Source organism: Aquipuribacter aurantiacus (genome assembly GCF_051216895.1).
Classification (GTDB): domain Bacteria; phylum Actinomycetota; class Actinomycetes; order Actinomycetales; family JBBAYJ01; genus Aquipuribacter.
The window spans coordinates 34,182-55,887 of the sequence record NZ_JBPKAO010000018.1 but is presented as its reverse complement, the minus strand read 5'-3'; the positions used below and the strand labels follow the sequence as shown (position 1 = coordinate 55,887).

18 protein-coding genes and 2 tRNA genes are annotated in these 21,706 nt (G+C 72.4%); 14 read left to right on the top strand and 6 right to left on the bottom strand.

Annotated features, from left to right (window positions below):
* The first annotated feature begins 413 nt into the window (after positions 1-413).
* Entirely contained in the window at positions 414-1,004 is a 591-nt protein-coding gene (locus tag ACR80Q_RS17800) for a hypothetical protein (protein WP_435378995.1), read from the top strand.
* 162 nt (positions 1,005-1,166) lie between these two features.
* The gene (locus tag ACR80Q_RS17795) at positions 1,167-1,598 is read left to right on the top strand and encodes a MerR family transcriptional regulator (RefSeq protein WP_435378994.1); all 432 of its coding nucleotides are present in this window, start codon (positions 1,167-1,169) and stop codon (positions 1,596-1,598) included.
* Here the strand turns inward: ACR80Q_RS17795 and ACR80Q_RS17790 are convergent.
* On the bottom strand, positions 1,532-2,938 hold the full coding sequence (locus ACR80Q_RS17790) for an MFS transporter (RefSeq protein WP_435378997.1): 1,407 nt from the start codon (positions 2,936-2,938) through the stop codon (positions 1,532-1,534). The genes ACR80Q_RS17795 and ACR80Q_RS17790 overlap by 67 nt on opposite strands.
* Positions 2,939-3,184: 246 nt before the next feature.
* Positions 3,185-4,777, bottom strand: a complete 1,593-nt coding sequence (locus tag ACR80Q_RS17785; protein ID WP_435378993.1) for a peptide chain release factor 3 — start codon at positions 4,775-4,777, stop codon at positions 3,185-3,187.
* Positions 4,778-4,882: 105 nt separating this feature from the next.
* Here ACR80Q_RS17785 and ACR80Q_RS17780 point away from each other — a divergent pair, with 105 nt between their 5' ends.
* Complete coding sequence (locus ACR80Q_RS17780) at positions 4,883-5,125, top strand: hypothetical protein (RefSeq protein WP_435378992.1); 243 nt, start codon at positions 4,883-4,885, stop codon at positions 5,123-5,125.
* A gap of 290 nt (positions 5,126-5,415) precedes the next feature.
* The gene (locus ACR80Q_RS17775) at positions 5,416-6,024 is read left to right on the top strand and encodes a GGDEF domain-containing protein (protein ID WP_435378991.1); all 609 of its coding nucleotides are present in this window, start codon (positions 5,416-5,418) and stop codon (positions 6,022-6,024) included.
* Between the two features lie 107 nt (positions 6,025-6,131).
* Here the strand turns inward: ACR80Q_RS17775 and ACR80Q_RS17770 are convergent.
* Both ACR80Q_RS17770 and ACR80Q_RS17765 read right to left on the bottom strand, forming a co-directional pair.
* A tRNA-Gly gene (locus ACR80Q_RS17770) sits at positions 6,132-6,202 on the bottom strand.
* A 74-nt stretch (positions 6,203-6,276) separates the two neighbouring features.
* On the bottom strand, positions 6,277-6,768 hold the full coding sequence (locus ACR80Q_RS17765) for a DUF6789 family protein (protein ID WP_435378990.1): 492 nt from the start codon (positions 6,766-6,768) through the stop codon (positions 6,277-6,279).
* 79 nt (positions 6,769-6,847) lie between these two features.
* Here ACR80Q_RS17765 and ACR80Q_RS17760 point away from each other — a divergent pair, with 79 nt between their 5' ends.
* The 7 genes from ACR80Q_RS17760 to clpX all read left to right on the top strand — a co-directional run bounded on the left by ACR80Q_RS17760 (position 6,848) and on the right by clpX (position 12,737).
* Positions 6,848-7,591, top strand: a complete 744-nt coding sequence (locus tag ACR80Q_RS17760; RefSeq protein ID WP_435378989.1) for a YqjF family protein — start codon at positions 6,848-6,850, stop codon at positions 7,589-7,591.
* Positions 7,588-8,103, top strand: coding sequence for a nitroreductase/quinone reductase family protein (locus tag ACR80Q_RS17755; protein ID WP_435378988.1), 516 nt, complete (start codon positions 7,588-7,590; stop codon positions 8,101-8,103). Before ACR80Q_RS17760 ends, ACR80Q_RS17755 begins: the two co-directional genes overlap by 4 nt.
* A gap of 51 nt (positions 8,104-8,154) precedes the next feature.
* Positions 8,155-8,228: transfer RNA gene (locus ACR80Q_RS17750), tRNA-Pro, on the top strand.
* Positions 8,229-8,392: 164 nt separating this feature from the next.
* The gene (gene tig, locus ACR80Q_RS17745) at positions 8,393-9,814 is read left to right on the top strand and encodes a trigger factor (protein WP_435378987.1); all 1,422 of its coding nucleotides are present in this window, start codon (positions 8,393-8,395) and stop codon (positions 9,812-9,814) included.
* A 213-nt stretch (positions 9,815-10,027) separates the two neighbouring features.
* Positions 10,028-10,624, top strand: a complete 597-nt coding sequence (locus ACR80Q_RS17740; RefSeq protein WP_435378996.1) for an ATP-dependent Clp protease proteolytic subunit — start codon at positions 10,028-10,030, stop codon at positions 10,622-10,624.
* Positions 10,625-10,674: 50 nt separating this feature from the next.
* The gene (locus ACR80Q_RS17735) at positions 10,675-11,328 is read left to right on the top strand and encodes an ATP-dependent Clp protease proteolytic subunit (RefSeq protein WP_435378986.1); all 654 of its coding nucleotides are present in this window, start codon (positions 10,675-10,677) and stop codon (positions 11,326-11,328) included.
* A 131-nt stretch (positions 11,329-11,459) separates the two neighbouring features.
* A complete protein-coding gene (gene clpX, locus ACR80Q_RS17730) occupies positions 11,460-12,737 on the top strand; it encodes an ATP-dependent Clp protease ATP-binding subunit ClpX (protein WP_435378985.1) in 1,278 nt (425 codons plus the stop codon).
* A gap of 8 nt (positions 12,738-12,745) precedes the next feature.
* On the opposite strand, the gene ACR80Q_RS17725 is transcribed toward clpX, so the two are convergent.
* Complete coding sequence (locus ACR80Q_RS17725) at positions 12,746-13,351, bottom strand: hypothetical protein (protein WP_435378984.1); 606 nt, start codon at positions 13,349-13,351, stop codon at positions 12,746-12,748.
* Positions 13,348-15,939, bottom strand: a complete 2,592-nt coding sequence (gene valS, locus ACR80Q_RS17720; protein ID WP_435378983.1) for a valine--tRNA ligase — start codon at positions 15,937-15,939, stop codon at positions 13,348-13,350. The genes ACR80Q_RS17725 and valS overlap by 4 nt, the downstream gene beginning before the upstream one ends.
* A 122-nt stretch (positions 15,940-16,061) precedes the next feature.
* Here valS and ACR80Q_RS17715 point away from each other — a divergent pair, with 122 nt between their 5' ends.
* From ACR80Q_RS17715 to ileS, 3 genes are all read left to right on the top strand, one after another.
* On the top strand, positions 16,062-16,565 hold the full coding sequence (locus ACR80Q_RS17715; RefSeq protein WP_435378982.1) for an OsmC family protein: 504 nt from the start codon (positions 16,062-16,064) through the stop codon (positions 16,563-16,565).
* A gap of 84 nt (positions 16,566-16,649) precedes the next feature.
* Positions 16,650-18,206, top strand: coding sequence for a multicopper oxidase family protein (locus ACR80Q_RS17710; RefSeq protein WP_435378981.1), 1,557 nt, complete (start codon positions 16,650-16,652; stop codon positions 18,204-18,206).
* Positions 18,207-18,448: 242 nt separating this feature from the next.
* The gene (ileS, locus tag ACR80Q_RS17705) at positions 18,449-21,628 is read left to right on the top strand and encodes an isoleucine--tRNA ligase (protein ID WP_435378980.1); all 3,180 of its coding nucleotides are present in this window, start codon (positions 18,449-18,451) and stop codon (positions 21,626-21,628) included.
* Positions 21,629-21,706 lie beyond the last annotated feature (78 nt).

Below are 21,706 nucleotides of genomic sequence, written 5' to 3'. Positions count from 1 at the left end.
GCCGCGGGGCAGGGACGGGGGAGTGCCGAGCTCGGGGGAAGGATGACTCATGGTGTTGCTCCTCTGGCCCATCGGGCCGTGGTGGGTGGTGCTGGGGGTGTTCAGGGCTTCAGCCGCTCAGGGGGGCCGCCCCGGCGGGACGGTCGTGGAGCAGGTCCTCGTCGCGGTCCGGCTCGCGGCGGTCTGGCCACGGCCGGCCAGTGTGCAGCGCGGCTTGCGGGCCGCGCCTGACGGAGTACCGGGAGCTGTTCGGCGTTCGAGCGGTGCTCGGGGCGGACCCCGGAAGAGTCGGTGGCCGTGGGCGCGCACGAAAGGCAAGCCGCACTGGATGACCTCACCCTACCTTCACGTTAGGGTCAGGTGTCCACCCGGGCCTTCGACCGGGGAGCCCACCACCTGTGGAGGAGCCTGGAATGAGCCCACGTCCGGACCCGTCCGACCGCCCGCGACTCCAGCCCCACGCCCTGATCGACGCCCTGGAGCGGATGGGGGTGCCGTGGTTGCTCACCGGCTCGGTCCTGCTCGCGGAGATGGGGGCACGCGTGGAGCCGGCCGACCTGGACGTGGTTCCGGCCGGGCACCCGCTGTCCCTGCGACGGCTGGCACTGGCCTTGAGGGCGCTGGAGGCGGTCCCGGCGCTTGGGCCGTCGCGTTCTGGAGCCCTCACCCGCGAGCAGTGCCTCCAGTGGGTGCCTCCTGCAGCGCCGCTGCCGGACGAGCTGGACCGTACCTTCGTCACCTCGTGGGGCCGCCTCGACGTGGCGGTTGCTGGGTACGGCGGTTACGAGGACCTGCTGCCCGAGGCCGGTCCCGTGACGGTGGACGGACGCCGCGTACTGGCGACGAGCCCGTGGGTCGTCCTGGACCGGGCAGAACGACACCATCGATCACGCCTCGGGGACCCGGGCGAGGGCGCAGGGTGGAGGCGCAACCGTGCTCTGGAGTACGACCGTGCCCGCGCCGCGCTGGTCGGCTGGTCGAGGTCGACCGGTCGGGCCGGCTAGACCTGGCGGCGCATCACCCCTCGGTCTGCCTGGGCCACGACCCCCCGCACGTCTGGCAGGTGATCGTGATGTCGTTGCCGACCCGTCGGCCGTGCAGGTCGTCGGACTCACCACAGGTGGGGCACGTGATCGTCACCATGCCTCGTACCGTACCCTTACGTGATGGAAGAGTTGAACACCGGGCAGTCCGACCGTTCGTTCATGCAGATCGGTGAGGTCGCAGCCCTGACCAGCCTCAGCCTGCGCACGATCCGCCACTACGAGGAGCTCGGCCTCGTGGTGCCGTCCGGTCGTACCTCGGGCGGGTTCCGTCTCTACGCCCGCGAAGACGTCGACCGGCTGCGGCTGGTCCGGCGGATGAAGCCGTTCTTCTCCCTGGAGGAGACCAAGGAGGCGCTCGAGGTCCTGGAGGCCGTCTCGTTCGTGGGTGACGAGCCCGAGCAGGCACGGCTGGAGCTCCTCGACCGCGTGCAGATGTACCGCGAGGCCGTGCTGGCGCAGCGCGAGGCGCTGCAGGAGCAGGTCCGTCAGGCGACGGCGTTCGCCGAGGAGCTCGACGAGATCATGGCGCAGCGGGAGTCGCTGTCTCGCTGAGCGGGGTCGTCGCCGGGCTCGAGGGTGGGCCGACGAAGACGGCGGCGACCGCGACGAGCATCGGTACGGCCGCGGCGCCGAGCAGGGCGGGCTGGTAGCTGCCGGTGGCGTCGCGGACCAGGGCGAACAGCAGTGGTCCGAAGGCGGTGGAACCGACGCTGACCAGGGCGACGATCCCGCGGATGGATCCCAGGTGCAGGGTGCCGAAGTAGCGGGGGAACGACGCCGCCTCCAGGGAGCGGATGCTGCCCGCGGCCAGACCCAGCGTGAGGCCGAAGCCGATGGCCGACCATCCGACGGTGGTGTAGGNCCAGGGCGACGATCCCGCGGATGGATCCCAGGTGCAGGGTGCCGAAGTAGCGGGGGAACGACGCCGCCTCCAGGGAGCGGATGCTGCCCGCGGCCAGACCCAGCGTGAGGCCGAAGCCGATGGCCGACCATCCGACGGTGGTGTAGGCGCCCCACACCAGCGCGGCGGCGAGGGTGAGCATGGATGCGCTGGTGGCCCAGCGGGGGCTGAACCGGTCGATGAGCCAGCCGGTGCCGATGGTCGCGACCAGGGCTGCCACCGTCTGCGGCAGGAAGTTCGCGGCGGCCTGCACCGGGGAGAGCCCGCGTTCACCCAGCAGCGAGATCTGGTGGAACCCGACGGCCGTGGACAGCATGCCGGTGGCGGCGACGGCTGCGCAGACCACCCAGAAGAACCCGGACCGGACTGCGACGGCCCGGGTGTGGCCCCACTCGACGTGCTCCTCGGCGCCAGGGATGGCGCGCCCGTCGGGGACCTGGCCCAGGTCGGCCGGGCGGTCCTTCATGCCGAGCAGCGCGATCGGCAGCACGACGGCCCAGACGATGAGGCCCTCGACCGCCCACGCGGTGCGCCAGCCCTCGGCCGCGATCAGCCGTTCCAGGCCTACCGGGGCGAGTGAGATCACGGCGGCGCCGGCGGCGGACACCACTCCCAGGACCGTGCCGCGCCGTCGGACGAACCACAAGGCCGACGCCGTGGTCGCCACCAACCCGAGGGCGCCCTGGCCCATCATCCGGATCCCCACGAACCCGGCGGTCAGCCCGACCAGGCCCGACACCACCGACAACCCGATGAGCACGGCCCCGAACACCCCGCCGATCACGGCCATGGTGCGGCGCACCCCGTACCGGTCCAGGGCCGTGCCGACGAACGGCATCGCGGCCGCGCCGAGCAGCGTCCCGATCAGGTACGCCCCGGCGATCTCCGACCTTGAGACATCGAGGTCTCGGATCATCGGGTCGATGAAGACGGACACCGCGGCCGTCTGACCGGGGGCGGTGGCCGCCACGGCGATCGCGGAGTAGACCATGACGTGCCAGCCGTAGAAGCGGTCCGGGCGACGGGCGCCACGTGCTGCGGGTCGTGGCACCGTGCTGAGAGTCACGCGGGGTGGGGCCCTTCGTCGTTGGTCATGGATGTGGTCGAGGCGTCCTGCACGGCAGCACCGCGGGCGGGTCAGGTGTTCCCGCGGGTGTTCCGCTCGACCCCGACGACCCCGCGGGACCTCGGGGACCCGGGTGAGTTCCGGCGGGCCGCGCGGACCCCACCGACCGGGTTACAGGGAACCCGCGATGAGGGGGTCGAGGACGACGTCGGGGTGGGCGCGCTGGATGGCCTGCAGTCGCCACCTGTCGGTGATGAGGGCGAGCAGCTCGCCGTCGGCCCGGGTGAAGACCTCGACTCCCCGTTCCGTGGCCAGGGTCGCCTCGTCCGAGGCTCGGGTGAGCCTGGCCATCGTGTACGGCAGGGCGTCGACCTGGACCTGCACGCCGAGCTCGGAGGCCATCCGGGCGGCCACGACCTCGAACTGCATTGGACCGACCGCGGCCAGGACGGGCGCGGCGTCACCGCGCAGGTCGGAGCGCAGCACCTGGACCACGCTCTCCTGCTGCATCTGCTCGATGCCCCGGCGGAACTGCTTGGAACGGCCCAGGTCGAGCGGGCGCACGGTGGCGAAGTGCTCGGGGGCGAAGCTGGGGATGCGGGGGAACTCGACCGGGTCCTCGGCGTACAGGGTGTCTCCCACGTGCAGCGAGGTGGCGTTGACCAGGCCGATGACGTCGCCGGGGTAGGCCACGTCCAGGGTGTGGCGTTCGCGACCGAAGACCGATTGCGCGTACTTGGTCGGGAACGGGCGGCCGGTCGACGCGTGGACGGCGAGCATGCCCCGCTCGAACACCCCTGAGCAGACGCGCGCGTAGGCCAGGCGGTCGCGGTGGGCCTTGTCCATCCCGGCCTGCACCTTGAACACGAACGCCGAGAAGGGCAGGTCCAGATCGCGCGGATCACCGGCTGCGTCCGGCCGCGGACCCGGCGGGGGCGCCAACGACACGACGACGTCCAGCAGCTGACGGACCCCGAAGTTGAGGACCGCCGAGGCGAACAGCACCGGTGTGGTCCTCCCGGCCAGGAACGCGGCCTCGTCGTGGTCGGCCCCGTCCGCGGTGAGCAGCTCGTGGCCCTCGACCGCCTCGGCCCAGTCGGTGCCGAACTCGGCCGCGGCCTGCTCTGCGGGCAGGTGCTCCTCCGGGGCGATCGTCGCCCCTCCGGCGGTGCGCCGGTAGCGGATCATGCTCCCGTCCGAACGGTCCAGCACCCCGTGGAAGTCCCCCGCTATCCCCACCGGCCACGTCAACGGGGTGGGCCGCAGGCCGATGCGTTCCCGGATCTCGTCCATCAGCTCCAGCGGGTCCAGGCCCGGCCGGTCCCACTTGTTGATCACCGTGATGATCGGGATGCCCCGGTACGCGCAGACCTCGAACAGCTTGAGCGTCTGCGGCTCCAGCCCCTTGGCCGCGTCCAGCAGCATGATCGCGCAGTCCACCGCGGCCAGGACCCGGTAGGTGTCCTCGGAGAAGTCCGCGTGACCCGGCGTGTCCAGCAGGTTCAGCACCAGGTCCTCGTACTCGAACTGCAGCGCGGTCGAGCTCACGGAGATGCCGCGGGCCCGCTCCATGTCCATCCAGTCCGACACCGTCGCCGAGCGACCGGCCTTGCCGTGCACCGCCCCTGCCGTCGCGATCACCCGGGCGTGCAGCGCCAACGCCTCGGTCAACGTGGACTTGCCCGCGTCCGGGTGGCTGATCACCGCGAACGTCCGACGGCGCGCCGCCTCGGCCACCACGGCCGCAGCCGCGTCGGCATCCATCCGAGGGGTTGTCTCGGTGCTCGGGGGGTGGGAAGCGGTCACCCCCGTACTCTACCTTTACGTAAGGGTCGACTAGCCCACTCGAACTCGAACCCTGGAGGCTCCGTGCCGCACTACCGCGTGAAGAGGACCGACGGTTCACTCACCACCGTCCAGGCGCACCGCGTCGTGGTGCGTGATGGTGCCACCACCTTCGAGCACCGCACCCGCGACTCCTGGCATCCGGAGCTGTCTGTCCGTAACCACGACATCGACACCGTGCAGCGACGCGTGAGCGAGATCGACGGACGATGGACCTGGGTCCTGGAGCAGCCTGTCGAGGGCCGGGGCCTGTCCCCCCGCCCGTGACCGCACGCGTCGAGCGGCTCCGTCCCGGCTGCGATCCGGCGCCGCAACCGGTCCCGGAGCTTCTGCCGCGGCTGCTTCTCGCTGAGGTCCCGGTTGGCCTCGCAGTTGTCCTCCGCGACAAGCACCTGACGGTGGAGACCGCCAACCCAGCGTTCGAACACCTGCTGGGCGCGGACCCGTTGCGGAGGGCGACAGCCACCGCGCACCGCGGTCCGGCATCGCTCTCGGCGGGGTCTCGCCGCTGCACGGCCCTGGCCCCTCTGTTCAGCGCGGCGCCGGGCGGGGCCACGGTGAACCCCACCACGCTTCGCACCCCCGACGGCTGGGTCCGCCTGCACCTGACCCGCATCCAGGCCGACCGGTCCCGACTCCTCGCCACGGCCAGCGACGTCACCGAGCTCCACCGGGCGCTGCAGGACGCCGAGCACCGAGCGAGCCATGACGACCTGACGGGCCTCCTCAATCGGTCCAGCCTGGCCCGGGACCTCGCCGCGTTCCTCGCGTCGGCGGCCCCCGTCCGCGCCGGCGCCCTCCTGTACGGCGACATCGACGACTTCAAGGCCCTGAACGACACCTACGGTCACGCCGTCGGCGACGACCTGCTCCGTGAGGTCGCCGCCCGGATCGCCGGCGTCCTGCCGCGCAGCGCCACCTTCGCGCGACTGGGCGGGGACGAGTTCGGCGTCTTCCTCCCCGACTGCTCCCCCGCAGCGGCCGCCGAGTCCATGGCGGCCGTCCTCCTCGCGCTCGAGGCCCCGTGCCTCGCCCGGGACACCCTCGTCCGGATAGGCATGAGCATCGGGCTGACCGCGTTCGACTCACGGAGCGACGCGTCCGTCGACGACCTGCTCCATCGGGCTGACACCGCCATGTACCTCTTCAAGGAACGCCGCAGATAGCGCACGACGGCAGCAGTCCCGATGCCGCGGGTACGCAGCGATGGTCGCGGTCGGCGCTACGGCCTCCGAAGGCCACGCATCCGGCCCCTGACCTGGGGAGACACCGGAGCGGGTGACGGGAATCGAACCCGCACGACCAGCTTGGAAGGCTGGAGTTCTACCATTGAACTACACCCGCGGACGGCCCGGTCGAGGCTGCTGGAGCCCCGAGGACGTCGGCACCACCGTACCGGGCGCGGCGGTGGTGCGGCCTCAGTCGCGCGGTCGCAGGTGTCGTACTCCCGCGCCCAGCACGGCGCCGTAGACCAGGTGGGCCGCGATCATGCTGGCGGGCCGGTCGGGGCGGTCGTCCTCGGCGCTGGGCATGATCCCCAGCGCCGGTACCCAGCCCAGGTAGGCCGAGGCCCACACGCCCAGGCCGTACGCGGCGCCGGCCACCTCGCTGGGGACCCGGTCGGGCAGGGCCCGGTGCAGCAGGGCGAACGGGGCACCGGCCACGGCTCCGAACCCGAGGTGGTTGAGGGCCGTGAGCGCACGGCGCGCCGTCTCGGGCGGATCCACCGGCTCGTCCGTCGCGTCGTCGACGACCTCGATCGCCTCGTCGGTGACGCGCCGAGGCGGCTGGGTGCCCATCAACCCGGCTCGCTGGGCTCCCAGCATCAGGGCGCTCATCGGCAGGGTGGCCGCCGCCCCGACGGCAGCACCGGTGAGGACGTCGACGAGGGCGCGCTTCGGCTGGACCATGATCATGTCCTACCCCGACCTCGGCCGCGGAAACCACCCCACCGACCGCGGCATCCCTTCGGCGGGTTACGTTCTCGTGGTGAGGGAGCCGCAACCGCTGAGCCGGACGGCGCCCGCGCTGACCGGTCCGACCCTGATGAGCCAGCGCTGGCGCGACCTGGTGTTCCTGCACTGGCGGGTCCCCGTCAGCCGGGCGAGGGCCCTGGTCCCGGCCGGTACCGAGCCCGACACCTACGACGGGGACGCCTGGGTGGGCCTGATCCCCTTCCGGCTGCTGGACGCCGGACCGGGCCGCCTGCCCGGCGTGCCGTGGTTCGGGTCGTTCGCCGAGACCAACGTCCGCACCTACACGGTGGACCGGCAGGGCCGCCGTGGCGTGGCGTTCTGCTCCCTGGAGGCGCAGCGCCTCGCCGTCGTGCTGGGGGCGCGCGCCGTCTTCGGCCTGCCGTACACCTGGGCCCGGATGACGGCGCACCGTGACGGCGACGTCCTCGACTACCGCACCCGTCGCCGGTGGCCGGGCCCGCGTGGGGCGGGCGGCACGGTACGGGTGCGCCTGGGTGACGCCCTGCCCGGCCCGGACCCCCTCGCCGACTTCCTCACCGCGCGCTGGGGGCTGCACACGCGCGTCCGAGGGCGGCTGCAGTACGTCCCCAACGACCACGAGACCTGGCCGCTGCACCACGCGGACCTGCTGCACCTGGACGACTCGCTGGTCGCCGCGGCCGGGCTGCCCGGTCTCGTCGACCGGGCGCCCGACTCGGTGCTGGCCTCCCCGGGCGTCACCACGCGCTTCGGGCTGCCCTTCGACGTGGCCGCGTGAGCCGGCCCGAGCAGCAGGGGGAGCCGGGGGTCGACCAGGACCCGAACCGGCGCCGGTGGGTCGACGCGGCCGAGCACGTGGCCACCTACCGGGCCACCGACGGCGCCGTCGGTCACACCTGGGCCGATCGGCCGCACCTGCTGCTGAGCACGACGGGTCGACGCAGCGGGCGCGAGCACACCGTGCCGCTGGTCTACGCCCGGCTGCCCGACGCCGAGCGGGGACCTGTCCTCGTCGTGGCCGCGAGCGCCGGGGGAGCGGAGCGCCACCCGGCCTGGTTCCACAACCTGGTGGCCCACCCCGACGTCGCCGTGCAGCTGTGGGGCCGGCGATGGCGCACGGGGGCCACCGTCGCCGAGGGGGCGCAGGAGGAGGCGGGCTGGGCCGCCATGGCGCGGACCTGGGACGGCTTCCGGCGCTACCGCGAGGAGACCGCACGGCGGATCCCGCTCGTGCTGCTGGCCGAGCAGGCGCGCGAGCCCCGTCCGGACGGGGCCGAGCGGGACCGCTGAGCCCCGCGGCGCACTACCCTGACGGGTGTCGGTCGGAGCGCAGGCCGGCGACGGGGTATGGCGCAGCTTGGTAGCGCGTCCGCTTTGGGAGTGGAAGGCCCCCGGTTCGAATCCGGGTACCCCGACGGTAGGCATCACCGGGCGACGGCGCTCGCAGCGACGGTCGGCACCGAACGGCGGTCACGAACGGCTGCGCCCGGTGGTCGCGTACCCTGGCACGTCGCGCCCGCCGGGCGCACCGATCGTGCATGTCCCGTCCGTCCGTCCCCGTCCTTGTGGAGCCCTGCCCGTGAAGAGCACCGTCGAGTCCCTCGCCCCGACCCGCGTCAAGCTGAGCGTCGAGGTCCCCTACGAGGAGCTCAAGCCGAGCATCGAGGCGGCCTACAAGACCATCGGCGCCCAGGTGCAGGTCCCCGGCTTCCGCAAGGGCAAGGTCCCCAGCCGCATCATCGACCAGCGGGTCGGTCGCGGGGCCGTGCTGCAGGAGGCCATCAACGACGCCCTGCCGTCGTTCTACCAGCAGGCCGTGACCGAGCACTCGGTCCGCGTGCTGGGCCGCCCCGAGGTCGACATCTCCGACGTGCCGGACCCGACGGCCACCGACGGCGAGCTGAAGTTCACCGCCGAGGTCGACGTCCGCCCCGACCTGACCGTGCCCGACCTGACCACGCTGAAGGTCACCGTCGACGACATCGAGGTCACCGACGCCGAGGTCGACGAGCGCCTGGACGCCCTGCGCACCCGCTTCGGCACGCTCGAGAGCGTCGACCGCCCCGCCGAGACCGGCGACTTCCTCAGCATGGACCTGGTCGCCAAGGTGGACGGCGAGGAGATCGACTCCGCCACCGGCATCAGCTACGAGGTCGGCTCCGGGCAGATGCTCGAGGGCACCGACGAGGCCGTCGTCGGCCTGTCCGCCGACGAGGAGGCCATCTTCACCTCCACGCTGCGCGGCGGCGAGCACGCCGGCGCCGACGCCGAGATCACCGTCAAGGTCGGCGCGGTCAAGCACCGCGTCCTGCCCGAGGCCGACGACGACTTCGCCCAGCTCGCCAGCGAGTTCGACACCGTCGAGGAGCTGCGCGCCGACCTGCGCACCCAGGTGGAGTCCACCAAGGCCGTCGAGCAGGGCATCCAGGCCCGCGAGAAGGTCATCGAGGCCCTGCTGGCCGAGGTCGAGGTCCCCGTCCCGACCGCCCTGGTCGAGGAGGAGGTCCAGCGCCACCTCGAGGGCGAGGGCAAGGAGTCCGACGACCCCCACGGCGACGAGATCCGCCCCGACGCCGAGAAGGCGCTGCAGGGCCAGCTGCTGCTGGACACCATCGCCGAGGCCGAGAACGTCCAGGTCTCCCGCGAGGAGCTCATCCAGTTCCTCGTCTCCAGCTCGCGTCAGTACGGCATGGAGCCGAACGAGTTCGCCAAGGCGGTCGACGAGGCCGGCCAGGTGCCCGCGATGGTCCAGGAGGTCGGCCGCCGCAAGGCGCTCGCGATCGCCATGGAGCGCGCCGAGGTCACCGACGCCTCCGGTCGGCCGGTCGACCTCGAGGCCAGCCTGTCGCGGCAGGCCGCGGGCGTCCCGGCCGTCCCGGAGACGGTCCAGGCCGAGTCGTCCGAGGACGTCGACAGCCCCGACAGCGCCGACAGCCCCGACAGCCCCGACTCGCCCGACAACCCGGACAGCGCGGACGCCGCGGACGAGAAGAACGCCTGATCCACGCCCTCCCGTAGCACCGTCGGCCGTGGTCCGGACGCTTGTCTGCCCACGGCCGACGTACCTGCGCTGACAGCGAAACGCCGTCGGGACGGGGAGTGGCGTGTCCGGGGGCGGCGTTAGTGTCCGTACGCACTTGACGACGTGAGGAGCAACGACGTGACGGTCCAGTCCCACCTGACCAGCCCCGGCAACTCCGGGCTCGAGGTACCGATGGCCAAGTCGGCCGGAGGCCAGTTCGGCCTCGACGACAACGTGTACCAGCGGCTCCTGTCGCAGCGGATCATCTTCCTCGGCTCCGAGGTCCGCGACGAGAACGCGAACGCGATCTGCGCCCAGCTGCTCCTGCTGGCCGCCGAGGACCCGCACAAGGACATCTTCCTGTACATCAACAGCCCCGGCGGCTCGGTCTCGGCCGGCATGGCGCTGTACGACACCATGCAGTTCATCGAGCCGGACGTCGGCACGGTGGCCATGGGCCTCGCCGCGTCGATGGGCCAGTTCCTGCTCGCGGCCGGCGCCAAGGGCAAGCGCTACGCCCTGCCGCACAGCCGGATCATGATGCACCAGCCGCTCGGCGGCGTGGGCGGAACGGCCTCGGACATCAAGATCCAGGCCGAGCAGATCGTCCACATCAAGAAGCAGATGGCCCAGCTCATCGCCATGCACACCGGGCAGGACGAGGAGACCATCACCCGGGACTCCGACCGCGACCGCTGGTTCACCGCCGACGAGGCCAAGGCCTACGGCCAGGTCGACCACGTGGTCCGCTCGGCCCTCGAGGTCCCCGGCGGGGGTGGTACCGAGTGACCTGGACCGATCCCGTCCGACCGACGTCCATGATCCCCCAGGAGGGCCGCATGCCCCAGGTACCCGCCCCCAGCAGCCGCTACATCCTGCCCCAGTTCACGGAGCGGACCACCTACGGCTCCCGCACGCTCGACCCGTACGCCAAGCTCTTCGAGGACCGCATCATCTTCCTCGGCGTGCAGGTCGACGACGCGAGCGCGGACGACGTCATGGCCCAGCTGATCGTGCTGGAGTCCCAGGACCCCGACCGCGACATCATCTTCTACATCAACAGCCCCGGTGGCTCGTTCACCGCGCTCACGGCGATCTACGACACCATGCAGTACATCAAGCCGGACGTGCAGACGTACTGCCTCGGCCAGGCGGCCAGCGCCGCCGCGGTGCTGCTGGCCGCGGGCAGCCCGGGCAAGCGGTTCGCCCTGCCCAACGCCCGGGTCCTCATCCACCAGCCGGCCATGTCCGGCGGGGAGTACGGGCAGGCCTCCGACCTGGAGATCCAGGCCAACGAGGTCCAGCGCATGCGCACCTGGCTGGAGGAGACGGTCGCCCTGCACACGGGCAAGCAGGCCGACGAGATCCGCAAGGACATCGAGCGCGACAAGATCCTGACCGCCCAGCAGGCCCTGGAGTACGGCCTGATCGACCAGGTGCTGGAGCCCCGCAAGTCCGTGGCCAGCCGCGGTCTGCCCGCCGCCGGTCGCTGACGTCGCCCGCGCGCCCGGGGGAACAACCTCATCCCGGGCGCGCCGGGTGGCGTGGGGGACTGCACCCCGGTGATGCTGGGGGGTAGCGTCATCGGAACGCACCGTCCGGTGCGCAACTGGAAGGACACGTGGTGGCACGACTCGGAGACGGCAGTGACCTCCTCAAGTGCTCCTTCTGCGGCAAGAGCCAGAAGCAGGTCAAGAAGCTGATCGCAGGCCCTGGGGTCTACATCTGCGACGAGTGCATCGACCTGTGCAACGAGATCATCGAGGAGGAGCTCGCCGACGCCGGCGACCTCGGTCTGACCGAGCTGCCCAAGCCCCGCGAGATCTTCGAGTTCCTCGAGAACTACGTCGTCGGCCAGGAGCCCGCCAAGCGCGCGCTGTCGGTGGCCGTCTACAACCACTACAAGCGCGTGCAGGCCGGTGCGGCCGGCCCCAAGCGCGACGACCAGGTCGAGATCGCCAAGTCCAACATCCTGCTCATCGGCCCCACCGGCTGCGGCAAGACGTACCTGGCGCAGACCCTGGCCCGCATGCTCAACGTGCCCTTCGCCATCGCCGACGCGACCGCCCTCACCGAGGCCGGCTACGTGGGCGAGGACGTCGAGAACATCCTCCTCAAGCTCATCCAGGCCGCTGACTACGACGTCAAGAAGGCCGAGACGGGGATCATCTACATCGACGAGGTCGACAAGATCGCCCGCAAGAGCGAGAACCCGTCGATCACCCGCGACGTCTCCGGCGAGGGCGTGCAGCAGGCGCTGCTGAAGATCCTCGAGGGGACCTCCGCGTCGGTGCCCCCCCAGGGTGGTCGCAAGCACCCCCACCAGGAGTTCATCCAGATCGACACCACCAACGTGCTGTTCATCGTGGGTGGGGCCTTCGCGGGCCTGGAGAAGATGGTCGAGCAGCGTGTCGGCAAGCGGGGCCTGGGCTTCGGCGCCGAGCTGGCCGACAAGGTCGACGAGACCCAGGCGATGCTCGACGTCATGCCCGAGGACCTGCTCAAGTTCGGCCTGATCCCGGAGTTCATCGGGCGTCTGCCCGTGCTGGCCACGGTCACCCCGCTGGACCGTGACGCCCTGGTGCAGATCCTCACCGGTCCGCGCAACGCCCTCGTGCGTCAGTACCAGCGGATGTTCGAGATCGACAACGTCGAGCTCGAGTTCACCCCGGAGGCGCTGGAGGCCATCGCCGAGCAGGCCATCCTGCGGGGCACCGGTGCCCGCGGGCTCCGCGCGATCGTCGAGGAGGTCCTCATGCCCGTCATGTTCGACCTGCCCAGCCGGGACGACGTGGCGCGTGTGGTCATCAACCGCGAGGTCGTCCTGGAGAACGTCCTGCCGACGCTCGTCCCGCGCGAGGAGTCCCCGCGCAAGCGCGAACGGCGCGACAAGAGCGCCTGAGGGGCGCCTCAGCCCGCCCGGACGTCGTCGCGCACCCGGGCGGCGAGCTCCACCGGGTCGTCGACCTCCCCGGAGGTCAGCACGAGCAGCGCCTCCCGGGCCTGCACGGCCACGCACGTGGACGACGTCGCGCTGGGTGACGTGCAGGTGATCAGGGCCTCCCCGTCGTCGCTGGTCACCGACCGGACCTGCCCACCCGGCTCCTGCGCTGCCCCGGAGGCGCCCAGCACCTGAGCGGTCAGCCGCCCCGCCGTCTCGTCGTCGAACGGGCGCAGCGGGGACAGCCTCAGGACCACCAGCGACAGCTCGTCGTCGTCGAACGCACCCACCGCGACCCCGGCCACCGCGGGGTCGGCGCGCAACCGCTCGGCCAGGTCGTCGGTCTGCTGGGACGCCGCTCCCTCACGTCGGTCCAGCCCGGCGACCTGCGCCGGCAGCGGCAGCGACACCCCGGCGGGACCGCGCCCCACCAGGCCCCAGGGCGACAGCAGCGTGACGGCGAGCGCCACGACCACCGCGACCGGGACCGCGACCAGCAGCCAGGTGCGCCGCGACCACCGGCCCCGGCCCGACGACCGGCCGCCGTCGGCGGGCCGGTCGCCGCCGTGCGTCACTCCGCCGGGACGAGCTCGACGTCGCGGACCTCCAGCTCGTCGCTCCCGTCCACCAGCGACAGTGCGACCACGCGCCCGGCGCCGCGCAGGTCGTCCACGGCGGCGCGCAGCAGCGACAGCTCCGCCGCCGGCGCCGCGACGACGGCCGCGCTGACGTCGGTCCGCTGCGACACCTTGGCCTCGCTCTTGGCCTTGCGGATGCCGGCCAGCGCCCGCCCGACCACGGCGAGCATGCCGGGGTCGGCGTCCCCGGCCACCGCGCGCAGCGGGGCCGACGTGGGCCACGCCTGGGCGTGGACCGAACCCTCCTGCCACCAGGACCAGACCTCCTCCGTGGCGAACGGCAGGAACGGGGCCAGCAGGCGCAGCTGCACCGACAGCGCCTCCCGCAGCGCGGCGACCGCGGACGCGCGCGCCGCCGGCTCACCCCGGTAGGAGCGCTCCTTGACCAGCTCCACGTGGTCGTCGCAGAAGTCCCAGAAGAACTGCTCGGCCGCCTCGAGGGCCCGGGTGTAGTCGTAGGCCTCGAACGCCTCGGTGGCCGTGTCCACCACGTCGGCGAGACGAGCCAGGAGGGCCCGGTCCAGCGGCTCGACGACGTCGGCGGTCGACGTGCCCTCGGCCTCGTTCATCAGCACGAACTTGCTGGCGTTGAGGACCTTCATCGCCAGCCGGCGGCCGACCTTCATCTGACCTGGGTCGAACGCGGTGTCCACCCCCGGGCGGCCGCTGGCGGCCCAGTAGCGGACGCCGTCGGAGCCGTGCTCCTCCAGCAGCCCCATCGGCGTGACGACGTTGCCCTTGGACTTGCTCATCTTCTTGCGGTCCGGGTCGAGGATCCAGCCCGACATGGCCGCGTGGGCCCAGGGCAGGCTGCCGTGCTCGGCGTCGGCGCGCACGACGGTCGAGAACAGCCAGGTCCGGATGATGTCGTGGCCCTGCGGGCGCAGGTCCATCGGGAACACCCGGTCGAACAGGTCCTGGTCGCGTTCCCACCCGGCGGCGATCTGCGGGCTCAGGGAGCTGGTCGCCCAGGTGTCCATGACGTCCGGGTCGGCCATGAAGCCCCCGGGCACCCCGCGCTGCTCGGCGGCGTACCCGGCCGGGGCGTCGCTGGCCGGGTCGACGGGCAGGTCGGCCTCGTCCGGCAGCAGGGGCGCGTCGTAGACGGGGTCGCCCGCGTCGTCCAGGCGGTACCAGACCGGGAAGGGCACGCCGAAGAACCGCTGCCGCGACACCAGCCAGTCGCCGTTCAGCCCGCCCACCCAGTTCTCGTAGCGGTGGCGCATGTGGTCGGGGTGCCAGACGAGCTCGGACCCGCGGGCCACCAGGCGGTCGCGCAGCGCGGCGTCGCGGCCGCCGTTGCGGATGTACCACTGCCGGCTGGCGACGATCTCCAGCGGCTTGTCGCCCTTCTCGTAGAACTTGACCTGGTGGCTGACGGTGCGGGGCTCCCCGACGAGGTGCCCGCCGTCGACCAGGGCGGCGACCAGCGCCTCCCGGGCGCTGTGCGGGGTCTTGGTGGCCATCTGCTCGTACAGCGCGATGCCCGCGGGCGAGGTGATCCACTCCGGCGTCTCGGCCAGGAACCGGCCGTCGCGCCCGATCAGCGCGCGGGTCGGCAGGTCGAGCTCACGCCACCAGGTGACGTCGGTGGTGTCGCCGAAGGTGCAGATCATCGCGATGCCGGAGCCCTTGTCGGGCTCGGCCAGCGCGTGCGCCCGGACCGGCACCTCCACGTCGAACACCGGGGTGCGGACCGTGGTGCCGAACAGCGCCTGGTAGCGCTCGTCGTCCGGGTGCGCGACCAGGGCCACGCAGGAGGGGATCAGCTCCGGGCGGGTGGTCTCGATGAACACCGGGTCGCCGCCGTCGGGGCGGGCGAAGCCGATCCGGTGGTAGGCGCCGGGGCGCTCCCGGTCCTCGAGCTCGGCCTGGGCGACGGCGGTGCGGAACGTGACGTCCCAGAGCGTCGGGGCCTCCGCCGCGTAGGCCTCGCCCCGGGCCAGGCCGCGCAGGAACGCCCGCTGGGACGCGGCCTGGGCGTTGCGGTCGACGGTCTGGTAGGTCATGTCCCAGTCCACCGACAGCCCGAGCCGGCGCCAGAGCGTCTCGAACACCTTCTCGTCCTCGACGGTCAGCTGCTCGCACAGCTCGACGAAGGTGCGCCGTGACACGTTGACGAAGTCGCGGTCGTTCTTGGGCGCGGTCTCCGGGGGCACGAACGACGGGTCGTAGGGCAGCGTCGGGTCGCACCGGACGCCGAAGTAGTTCTGCACCCGACGTTCGGTGGGCAGGCCGTTGTCGTCCCAGCCCATCGGGTAGAACACCGAGTAGCCCTGCATCCGCTTGTAGCGGGCGATGCAGTCGGTGTGGGTGTAGCTGAAGACGTGGCCCACGTGCAGCGACCCGGACACGGTCGGCGGCGGGGTGTCGATGGAGTACACCCGCTCCCGCGTCGCCGTCCGGTCGAAGGCGTAGGTGCCCTGCTCGGCCCACACCGGTACCCAGCGCTCCTCCAGGCCGTCGACGGTGGGCCTGTCGGGGACACGGGAGGCGGCGTCGGCCGCGGGGGAGGGCGTGGTCATGGGGGCCATTGTGCCGAAGCGGGACGACCGCCAAGACCGGCGTGCCGCCGCCGGACCCCGTGGCCGGGGCGGCGCCGGTCCTGGGCGAGACTGGTGCTCCCGCGATCGAGGAGGACCCACCGATGGACGCCAGCACCCTGCGCGAGCTGCAGGCCCCGCTCAAGCAGCGGTACAAGGACGACCCCGCGACGGCGGCCACGCCGCTGCACGCCACCGGCCGCACCGCCGAGGAGGGCGTGACCTTCACCGTCGACGGCTGGGGGAGCCCGGTCCGGGCGGGCCTGCACTCGGCCACCGGTGGCGACGGCGGCGACGCGTGCTCCGGCGACATGCTGCTGGAGGCGGTGCTGGGCTGCGCCGGGGTGACCCTGCGCAGCGTGGCCACCGCGATGGGGCTGGGGCTGCGGTCGGCCCGCGGCGAGGCCACCGGCAGCTTCGACGCCCGCGGCACCCTGGGGCTGGACCGGGAGGTCCCGGTCGGGGTGACGGACCTGCGGCTGGTGTTCACCGTCGACGCGGACGCGGACGACGCCCAGCTGGCCAAGCTGGCCCAGCTGACGGAGCGCTACTGCGTGGTCGCCAAGAGCCTGGCCACCCCGCCCGTGATCGAGGTCGTCCGCGCCTGACGTTGACTTACGTCGAGGCGAAAACATAAGTTGCGTCCGATACCCCCGAAGCACGACGGCGTGCGGGGGATAGGAGAGCCACCGGTGCGCAACCTGCCGTCCGACGTCCGACGCCCCAGCCGCCGCCAGGTCCTCGGCCTGGGGGCCGTGGGGGCCGGCGCCGCGCTGCTGGTCCCCACGGCCCGGGCCGCGGTGGCGGGAGGCGGCGGGCCCGGTGAGCCGCTGCGCGAGCCGCCCCTGCTGCGCAGCCGGGACGGCTCGCTCGACGTGACGCTGCGGGCGGCCCCCACCACGACCACGGTGGCGGGCCGCACCTGGCACGTGCTCGGCTACGAGGCCGAGGTGCACGACGGCGCCCACGGGGGCGGGCACGGTTCGCCCCAGCAGTGGCACCCCGGGGGCTTCCCCGGACCGACCCTGGTCGTGGCCCCGGGCGACACCCTGCGGGTCCGTTTCGTCAACGACCTCGACGAGCCGACGAACCTGCACACCCACGGCCTGCACGTCTCCGGCGAGGGCGACGCCGACAACGTCTTCCGGATGGCCGCGGCCGGGGAGGAGCTGCACTACCGGATCGACGTCGGTGCGGACCACCACGCGGGCACCAACTGGTACCACCCGCACCTGCACGGCCGGGGCGCCCGGCAGCTGTTCGGCGGGCTGGCCGGCGCGCTGCTGGTGCAGTCGCCCCGCGAGGCGCGGGGTGTGCGCGGGGTCTCCCGGGACCGGGTGATGCTGCTGTCCTCGCACCAGGTGGATGCAGGCGGGCAGGTCCGGGACCCTCTGTCGGTACGCCAGAACCAGCACACGCGCCTCGTCAACGGCCAGCTCGACCCCGTCCTCGACATCGCCCCGGGCGAGACGCAGCGCTGGCGCCTGGTCAACACCTCCGTCAACGAGGTCTACCGGCTGCGTCTGGACGGGCTCGACGTGGTCCGGGTCGCGGCCGACGGCAACCCCTACCGCCGCGCCCGGCCCCTCACCGAGGTGGTGCTCGCGGCCGGCCAGCGGGCCGACCTGCTGGTGACCGGGCGCGAGGCGGGCACGTTCGCCCTCGAGACCCGGGCCTTCGACGTCGGGTTCGGGGTGGTGCTGCCCGCGGCCCGGCTGGCGACCGTGCGCTGCGAGGGGCGCCGGGTCATCGCCCGCCCGGTCGAGATGCCGGCCCTGCTCGAGCCGTTCGACGACCTGCGGGGCCAGCGGGTCGACGTCCGTCGTGAGCTGTCGATGACGATGACGGGGGGCTTCGGCTTCGACGGCACGCCCCACACGGCCGGTCGTATCGACCAGGTGGTCCGTCTCGGCGACCTGGAGGAGTGGACGGTCCGCAACCCCACCGGCCTGGTCCACCCGTTCCACATCCACGTCAACCCGTTCATCGTCACCCACGTCGACGGGGTCCCGGTGGACTCGCCGTCCTACGAGGACAACGTCCTGGTGGACAAGAACGGCGGCAGCGTCACGTTCCTCACCCGGTTCCGGACCTTCACCGGGCGGGCGGTCTACCACTGCCACTTCTCCACCCACCACGACCTCGGGATGATGGGTGTGGCCGAGATCGTGGCGCCGGGGCAGCAGCCGCGCGGGGCGCTCGGCTGGGCCGAGGTCGACGGCGGCGCCGCGGAGGACCACGAGCACTGACCGGTCGCGGCCCGCTAGGATCGCGCCCACAGGCACCGATCCGGTCATCACCGGGGAGCCGCCGGAAGAACAGGTGCTCGCACCTCAGTAGAACCGGCCGGGCAGGCCCGTCACAGCCGTAACGAGAGGTCGTCGGACCGGGACCACCGGGACGAGGGCAACCGAGGTGGTACCGCGGTGACCGGGAGACCGGGCGTCGTCCTCGTCGCAGCAGGCGAACGGCGACGAGAGGCAGCACCGCGATGAGCACCGACCTCCCCAGCGGCCAGGTCCCCGGCACGGCCCCCAGCGCGTACCCCCGCCACGGCGGCGAGGTCCCCGCGAGCCCGCGCTTCCCCGAGATCGAGGAGCGGGTGCTGCGCTACTGGGACGCCGACGGGACCTTCACCGCCTCGGTCGAGGCGCGCGACGCCGGCACCGACGGCGACAACGAGTTCGTGTTCTACGACGGCCCGCCGTTCGCCAACGGCCTGCCCCACTACGGGCACCTGCTCACCGGCTACGTCAAGGACGTGGTGCCCCGCTTCCGCACCATGCAGGGCCGCCGGGTCGAGAGGCGCTTCGGCTGGGACTGCCACGGCCTGCCCGCCGAGGTCGAGGCCGAGAAGCAGCTCGGCATCACCCACAAGCACGAGATCCTCGAGATGGGTCTCGAGCGGTTCAACGACGCCTGCCGCACGTCGGTGCTGAAGTACACCGACGAGTGGGAGTCCTACGTCACCCGCCAGGCGCGCTGGGTCGACTTCGAGCACGACTACAAGACCCTCGACCTGGACTACATGGAGTCGGTCATGTGGGCGTTCAAGACCCTGCACGACAAGGGTCTGGTCTACGAGGGCTTCCGGGTGCTGGCCTACTGCTGGCGCTGCGAGACGCCGCTGTCCAACACCGAGACCCGGATGGACGACGTCTACCGGCAGCGGCAGGACCCCGCCGTCACGGTCGGCCTGCGCCTGGAGACCGGCGAGCTCGCGCTGGTCTGGACCACCACGCCGTGGACGCTGCCCAGCAACCTCGCCGCCGCGGTCAACCCCGACGTCGACTACGTCGTGGTCCGCCCCAGCGAGGGCGACTGGGCCGGCGAGCGGCTGGTGCTGGCGCAGGCCCGCGTCGGTGCCTACGCCCGCGAGCTGGGTGAGGACCCCGAGGTGGTTGAGCACCTCAAGGGCACCGACCTCCTCGGGCGCCGCTACACCCCGCCGTTCGACTACTTCGCCGGCCACGAGAACGCCCACGTCGTGCTCGCCGCGGACTACGTCACCACCGAGGACGGCACCGGCCTGGTCCACATCGCCCCCGCGTTCGGCGAGGAGGACAAGGTCGTCACCGACGCCGCCGGCATCGAGGTCGTCGTCCCGGTGGACGCCAAGGGCGAGTTCACCGCCGAGGTCCGCGACTTCGCCGGGATGCACGTCTTCGAGGCCAACACGCCCATCACCCGGGCGCTGCGCGAGAAGAAGCTGCTGGTCCGGCACGAGTCCTACGACCACCCGTACCCGCACTGCTGGCGCTGCGACAACCCGCTCATCTACCGCGCGGTCAGCAGCTGGTTCGTGCAGGTCACGGCCATCAAGGAGCGCATGGTCGAGCTCAACCAGGACATCACCTGGGTGCCCGACCACGTCAAGGACGGCTCCTTCGGGCAGTGGCTGGCCAACGCCCGCGACTGGTCCATCAGCCGCAACCGGTTCTGGGGCTCGCCCATCCCGGTGTGGGTGTCCGACGACCCCGCCTACCCGCGCACCGACGTCTACGGCTCCCTCGACGAGATGGAGCGGGACTTCGGCGTGCGCCCGACCGACCTGCACCGGCCCTTCGTCGACGACCTGACCCGGCCCAACCCGGACGACCCGACGGGACGCTCCACCATGCGCCGGGTGCCCGAGGTGCTCGACTGCTGGTTCGAGTCCGGGTCGATGCCGTTCGCCCAGGTGCACTACCCGTTCGAGAACGCCGACTGGTTCGAGCACCACTACCCGGGCGACTTCATCGTCGAGTACAACGGCCAGGTCAGGGGCTGGTTCTACACCCTGCACGTGCTGGCGACGGCCCTGTTCGACCGGCCGGCGTTCCGCACCTGCCTGGTGCACGGGATCCTGCTGGGCGACGACGGCCGCAAGATGAGCAAGTCGCTGCGCAACTACCCCGACGTCAACGAGGTCTTCGACCGCGACGGGGCCGACGCGATGCGCTGGTTCCTCATGAGCAGCCCCGTGCTGCGCGGCGGCAACCTGGTCGTCACCGAGCAGGGGATCCGCGACACCGTCCGGCAGGTGCTCCTGCCGCTGTGGAGCACCTGGTACTTCCTCTCGCTGTACGCCGGGGCCGCGGGCGTCGTGGGGACGACCTGCACCACGTCGGAGCACGTCCTGGACCGGTACCTGCTGGCCACGGTGCGACGGACGGTCGCCGACGTGACGTCGGCGCTGGAGCGCAACGAGCTCGCGGTGGCGGCCGGGACGTTCCGGGACGCGCTCGACGCGGTGACCAACTGGTACGTCCGGCGCTCGCGCGACCGGTTCTGGTCCGCCGAGACCCCCGAGGGCAAGGCCGCCGTCGACACGCTGCACACCGCGCTGGAGGTGCTGACCCGGCTGGGGGCCCCGCTGCTGCCGCTGGTGAGCGAGGAGATCTGGCGTGGCCTGACCGGGGGGCGCTCGGTGCACCTGGCGTCCTGGCCCACCGTCGCGGAGCTGCCCGCCGACGACGAGCTGGTGGCCGCGATGGACACCGTCCGGGTCGCGGCGTCCACCGCGCTCAGCCTGCGCAAGGCGGCCGGCATCCGGGTCCGTCAGCCGCTGTCCACGCTGACGGTCGTGCTCCCGGAGCCCGACCCGGTGACCGGCCTGGTGCCGCTGCTGGCCGAGGAGCTCAACGTCCACGACGTCCGGCTGCTGTCGGTGGAGCGGGCCCACGAGGTCGGCGTCGACGTCGAGCAGCGGCTCGGCGTCAACGCCCGTGCCGCTGGTCCGCGGCTGGGCCGCTCGGTCCAGCAGGTCATCGGGGCGGCCCGGTCGGGGGACTGGACCACCGACGAGGCCGGTGGCGTGGTCTGCGGCGGCGTACCGCTGCAGCCGGGGGAGTTCGAGCTCACCACCGTGGTCAGCGGCGCCCGGGACCACGACGCCGTGGCGGCGCTGCCGGGCGGCGGGTTCGTCATGCTGGACACCGCCGTCGACGAGGAGCTCGAGGCCGAGGGCTGGGCGCGGGACGTCGTGCGGCTGGTGCAGGAGGCCCGCCGCGAGGCCGGGCTGCACGTGTCGGACCGGATCGCCCTCACCCTGACCGTGGCCGCCGAGCGGGAGCCGGCCGCGCAGCAGCACCAGGGGCTCGTGGCGCAGGAGACCCTGGCCACGTCGGTGCAGGTGGTGGTCGGGGCGGTCGGCCCCGACGGTGCGGGCGTGACCCTGGACCGGGCCTGAGGCACGTCGACCCGACCGGGTGGGCCCGGTCGGGTCGACGTCCTGTGCTCAGCGGCCCAGGCGCTCGGCGCCCGAGGT